This window comes from Cyanothece sp. BG0011 (assembly GCF_003013815.1).
Lineage (GTDB): Bacteria > Cyanobacteriota > Cyanobacteriia > Cyanobacteriales > Microcystaceae > Crocosphaera.
Genome location: NZ_PRLH01000128.1, coordinates 1 through 4844 on the forward strand (window position 1 = coordinate 1; position 4844 = coordinate 4844).

General features: G+C 39.8%; 6 protein-coding genes. 2 read left to right on the forward strand and 4 right to left on the reverse strand.

Annotation, left to right across the window (positions count from 1 at the left end):
- Positions 1 to 325 precede the first annotated feature (325 nt).
- From C4E06_RS16005 to C4E06_RS16015, 3 genes are read right to left on the reverse strand one after another with little or no spacing between them, the layout of a single operon-like run.
- Entirely contained in the window at positions 326 to 691 is a 366-nt protein-coding gene (locus C4E06_RS16005; protein WP_107668972.1) for an HNH endonuclease, read from the reverse strand.
- A 4-nt stretch (positions 692 to 695) separates the two neighbouring features.
- Positions 696 to 1124 carry a hypothetical protein gene (locus C4E06_RS16010; protein ID WP_107668973.1) on the reverse strand — a complete coding sequence of 143 codons (429 nt, stop codon included), beginning with the start codon at positions 1122 to 1124 and terminating at the stop codon, positions 696 to 698.
- Positions 1096 to 1491 carry a hypothetical protein gene (locus C4E06_RS16015; protein WP_107668974.1) on the reverse strand — a complete coding sequence of 132 codons (396 nt, stop codon included), beginning with the start codon at positions 1489 to 1491 and terminating at the stop codon, positions 1096 to 1098. Before C4E06_RS16015 ends, C4E06_RS16010 begins: the two co-directional genes overlap by 29 nt.
- A gap of 263 nt (positions 1492 to 1754) precedes the next feature.
- Between C4E06_RS16015 and C4E06_RS16020 the strand changes: the two genes are divergently transcribed.
- Together C4E06_RS16020 and C4E06_RS16025 are read left to right on the forward strand one after the other, a co-directional pair.
- Entirely contained in the window at positions 1755 to 2216 is a 462-nt protein-coding gene (locus C4E06_RS16020; RefSeq protein WP_198648738.1) for a hypothetical protein, read from the forward strand.
- A gap of 7 nt (positions 2217 to 2223) precedes the next feature.
- Positions 2224 to 3063 carry a hypothetical protein gene (locus C4E06_RS16025; RefSeq protein ID WP_107668976.1) on the forward strand — a complete coding sequence of 280 codons (840 nt, stop codon included), beginning with the start codon at positions 2224 to 2226 and terminating at the stop codon, positions 3061 to 3063.
- Between the two features lie 58 nt (positions 3064 to 3121).
- Here C4E06_RS16025 and C4E06_RS16030 read toward each other — a convergent pair whose 3' ends face one another.
- Positions 3122 to 4825 carry a protein adenylyltransferase SelO family protein gene (locus tag C4E06_RS16030; RefSeq protein WP_107668975.1) on the reverse strand — a complete coding sequence of 568 codons (1704 nt, stop codon included), beginning with the start codon at positions 4823 to 4825 and terminating at the stop codon, positions 3122 to 3124.
- Positions 4826 to 4844 lie beyond the last annotated feature (19 nt).

The window sequence follows — 4844 nt, forward strand, 5'->3', positions numbered from 1 at the left end:
AAAACTGTAGTTGCTCAACAGTTCTCTTAATGGTTCACACACTGGGATGATTCTTGTTTCCAAGGTTTTCTTATTCCTAACAATTATTCCATCCCTAACCAAACCAGATTTGTCATACACATCAGTTGTTTCTAAAGTACAAACTTCATTTAGTCGACAGCCCGTAAACAACATAATCCAAAAGAATACCTTATCTCCTTCATTACTGAACCCCTCAGAAAATGCTAATATTTACAACTCTTTTTAAAGTATAGTACATTATCTCAAGATTTAACATTATTTTAGAAGGATTAATAATTAATTTATAATAGTAAAGCTAGACAACTTAGTTTTTAGTTTCATTACCCTTTAAAAGATTACAAGCTCCATGAGTAATTCTCATGTTTTTGGTATTTAAGGCTAAATGAGGATGAGTTGAAAGGGGTTTAATATGGTCAATATGAGAACCTTTTAAAGACATAATCGGTTGTTGACAAATCGGACAACGTTTATTCTGTCGCCGATATTGTTGTTCTTTCCATTGTTTTCCTTCCTGAGAATCTCGCCAAGCATTAAACTGATTTCTTGGCTCATATTTACTTTTTATCTTCTCGATTTTCTTTTCTGTTTGTTTTAAGTATTCATTGACTTTAAAGTTTAATCGGAATAATTTTTTACTTAATTTCTGTAAAGAGTCAACTTGATTATCCATTTCATTATTGATTTTTTCCTTTAATGGTAGCTATATTAGCATTAAGTTCTGTTAAATAATGATTGATCGTAGTCATCTTTTTAAATAACTCTTTACTAACTTGACTTAATTGAGGGTCAGTTCCTTGAATAAACGGTACATTCACAACATTATCTAAGCGGTTTAATAAACTGGTTAAAATAGCTTCGAGTTGATGTCGAGTTGATGAGTGAATCCGAGGATTTTCTAAGATTATTCTGGTTGATGAGATAACATCACTTACCGCATAAGTATAAGACCTTTTATTCACACCAATAGGAGTCAATGGCTGAGTAATGATTCTCGCTTGATATTGACTCGCACCATAACCTTTTAACTGTATTCGAGTGGTGATTAACGGTTCATTTTGAATGGGTGATGATTCATTATGAAGCTTTTGGGTGATGTTGTTCATAGGTTTCTAACATGGCTTCAATCCAAGGATCTTGTAATCCAAATTGCTTAGAAAAACGGTAAAGTTTAGCAATCACAGGAATAAACAAACTTTGCATTTCTTCTATGCTTTGTTTACTTTGTTCCATCTGTTGTTGATATTCGGTTTCTATTTGTTTGATTTCATTTTTCTTTCTCGTTACTTGTGCTTTCTGTGCTGCTTGAAGTCGCTGACGATTTAATAATTCTTGACCTGCAAAGTTCGCTAATGCCATCAATAAGTCTTGTTCATTGGCTTTGTTTAAATCTAAGTCAATAAAAGCTCTTTTAGCATCAGCAGCAGTCCAGTTAAACTTTTTAGCAAATTCAACTGCTTCTGTAATAGTCATCGTTTTAAGTCTTTAAAGGCTATACGTTACCGTTAATTATCTCTAATTCGGCTATGATTATCAAGATAATCTTGTTCTCATTTCGGTGACGGGTATCACTTTAGGCTGTCATCCAAAAGAGTAAGAACTACGAATAGGCTATATTTAAGTCAATTTACTATCAATAAATTGCCCCTATAAATATCTCTTGAGTATCAATCAATTAATTGATTCTTGGGGATTCGGATGATAAAATAAACTTCTAATTATCAACTTCAGAATCCATGAAAAATAGAGATAGGTATCCTGATAATTGGGACGAAATTGCCTTAAGGGTTAAACAGTCGGCTAATTGGACTTGTTCTAAATGTGGGCAAATCTGTCTATCTCCCGATGATAAAGTATCTATTAACTTTTGTCCTACCATACTGTATAAAGCCATTTATCCCCTATCATTACTCCTATTTTGGTTGATAATCATACAACAATGGTTGACCGATAAAAGTTTAAGAACCAAATATACTTTAACCGTCCATCATTCTGATTATGATCCAAGTAATAACCATGAATCTAATCTGATTCCTTTGTGCAGTGGCTGCCATCTTTATATGCACAGAGGCCAACGAGGAAATATCAGTCCAGGTCAATTAAAATTAGAATTACAATTACATGAGGAAGTGAACCATAGCACGATACCGAAGAAGACGAAGTTCAGCACAAGATTATTTGACTCAGGACGAGTTTAACCAACTATTGGCACAGTCTCAGTCTCAGTCAGTGCCAACCATTGATGTTGAGGTAGTGTCCGAGGACTCAAACCGTATCGAAAGTCCTTTTCAACCCCTTAGTGAAGCTGAAGAGGCCGAAAAGCAACGGTTAGAATCTATAGTAAGTGGTGCTGTATGGGCTGCCGGTAAAGCTCTACAAGAACTACGGGACAAAAAGCTGTACCGTGACACTCATCCCAGTTTCGCCGTTTATTGTCGTGAAACATTTGGCCATTCCCGTCAAAAGTCAGACTATCTAATCGTAGCCGCCACCATCTACGAGAATCTAGAAGCCGGTGGTTGTGAAGTTCTTCCACAGAGCGAATTTCAGGTTAGGCCCTTAGGAGTCTTGAAAAAACCACCACTACAAGTAGAAGCTTGGGACAAAGCAGTAGCGATCTCTGATGGGAAAGTTCCCCGTCATCACATCGTTAAAAAAGTGGTACGGGAAATGACCAGAGAGGAGGCAGAGAACCCCTTTGAGTTAGGGGAAGTGGTGGGTATTGTTGCTCAAGATAACCCTGAATTAAAAGGGAAAAATGGTTGTTGGGGAATTGTAACAGCATTAACAAAAACCACTTGCAATCTACAAACTTGGGATGATGAATTAGAAGGAATTGAAATTGAGTTCTTGCGAGAATTAGAATATACGGAAGAAGATTGTGAGTCCATTCAAAATCTTAACGGTAGAATTCAGCGACTACAAGGGGCGGAGTTAGAAAAGACGGCCAAGGGAGTGCTACGGTTACTAGGTAAAATTGATCGGCCTTATCTGACTCCCTTGGAAGAGGAAATTTTGAGTTTAGTGGAAAATATTTATGGTTGAACATAAACAAGATGTCGCTATCCCTCCCCTTCCTCTGTCTTAAGCAGGGAGGGGTTGTTTACGATGAACAGCTATAATACGACACGCCACCAACGTCAGAAAATGCCCTAGGTCTCAGACGATAGTATTTATCTTCTACGTCTTGTGATTGTTCATCATATGGATAGCTAAATACGGTTTGTAACTCTTTCACTAACGTATAGTCACCCTGCATGGCCTGTTGGTACGCGGGAACAATCAGCCACTCTCGCCATGTATATTTTGGGTTAGTCTGTTTCATATTTTTTGAGATATCAGCTAGATTGCCGTGGTTCCTGAGGAGGTTGTGCCAGCTTTGTAGCCAAGATTGCCATTGTTCATCAATTTGTTGTGACGTTTCAGTATAGAAGCTCTTTTTCAATGGTTCAACATCCTCTGGTATATGGGATAACTCGCGGAAGAAAATGGTGTAATCTACCTCTGAGTTGGTCATTAACTGCATTAGGGTCTCAAATAGCTCTGGGTTAAATTCAGTTAAGCCAAGTTTAGCCGCCCACATTTTTTGGATTTGTTCTTGCATTGCCTGTGCAAAGTCACGACCTACTTGGTCGAACTGTTCTAAAGCTTCAGCATCTTCTGCAAGTAGCGGTCTCACCGCTTTCCAAAACATATAATAATTCGCTTCGGCTGCCATGGGCTGATTGAAGAATGAAAAGTGTTGGCCGCCGCCGGTCCAAGGTTGAAACCAAGGGTCAAATTTTTCACAAAACCCAAATGGTCCATAGTCGAGGGTAAAGCCACCAGCGGCGCAGTTATCGCTGTTAAAATTACCCTGGCAATAACCAACCCGTAGCCAATTGGCCACCAGTGAAGTAAGACGTTGGCGAAATAGCTTAGCCAACTCAACCAATTGATAGGCTTTACCAAGGTTTTGATTAATGTCGCTTTTGTATTCTCGCTCGATTAAATGGGACACTATCATGCTCAACTCTTTTAATGCTCTCGGATGAGCATTACTGCGAGCGCGGCGGGCAAATAACTCTAGCTGACCAACGCGCAAAAAGGAGGGTGCAACGCGAGTTGAAATAGCCACAGGATTGTCCACCAAAATATCAGGGTCGGTGGAGTGGGAGTCTTGAGAATACCAAGGCCGGGTAACAGTCTCAGATTTAGACACATACAGTGTCAAAGAACGCGATGTTGGTACATCTAAGGCGTGCATATAGTCTTGCGCCAGAAACTCACGCACACTTGAACGTAGCACTGCGCGCCCGTCGGCACCACGGCAATAAGGCGTGGGTCCGCCACCTTTCAATTGCATTTCCCAACGCTGACCATTGATTATTCCTTCAAACACAGATATCGCCCGACCATCGCCATAACCATTCCCAGTACCGAATGGACAATTTTGGATATATTCGTTGCCATAAATCGACAGGGGCATAACCAGTTGCCCAGCAACCGGACGCATAGGCTCATGGGCAGCAGAGATATCACCAGAAAATACCTGGCGAAATTTTCCATCAAGTGCCAGATCATCGCTCAACCCAAGTTCTTGAAAGAAGGTGCCACTATGGGTTACATATTCTGGTTCTGTAAGCGGTGTAGGTGTCACAGGTACGAAATGACCAGAGAAAACCTGGCGAGGACGGTGATCATCCCCATCGACCGTGGCGTCAGGGTCGGCATTTAAGGTATTCATCAGAGAATAATTCGCCAGTCGCACAAACTCATCGAAGGTAGTTACACAGGGGTCAGCAGATGGCTTAGATCGATACGACATTGTTGCTAACTTATAATTA

Coding starts and splice junctions, on each gene's coding strand:
- C4E06_RS16020 (WP_198648738.1), top strand. CDS start 1,755: ATGAAAAATAGAGATAGGTATCCTGATAATTGGGACGAAATTGCCTTA.
- C4E06_RS16030 (WP_107668975.1), bottom strand. CDS start 4,825: ATGTCGTATCGATCTAAGCCATCTGCTGACCCCTGTGTAACTACCTTC.
- C4E06_RS16010 (WP_107668973.1), bottom strand. CDS start 1,124: ATGAACAACATCACCCAAAAGCTTCATAATGAATCATCACCCATTCAA.
- C4E06_RS16015 (WP_107668974.1), bottom strand. CDS start 1,491: ATGACTATTACAGAAGCAGTTGAATTTGCTAAAAAGTTTAACTGGACT.
- C4E06_RS16005 (WP_107668972.1), bottom strand. CDS start 691: ATGGATAATCAAGTTGACTCTTTACAGAAATTAAGTAAAAAATTATTC.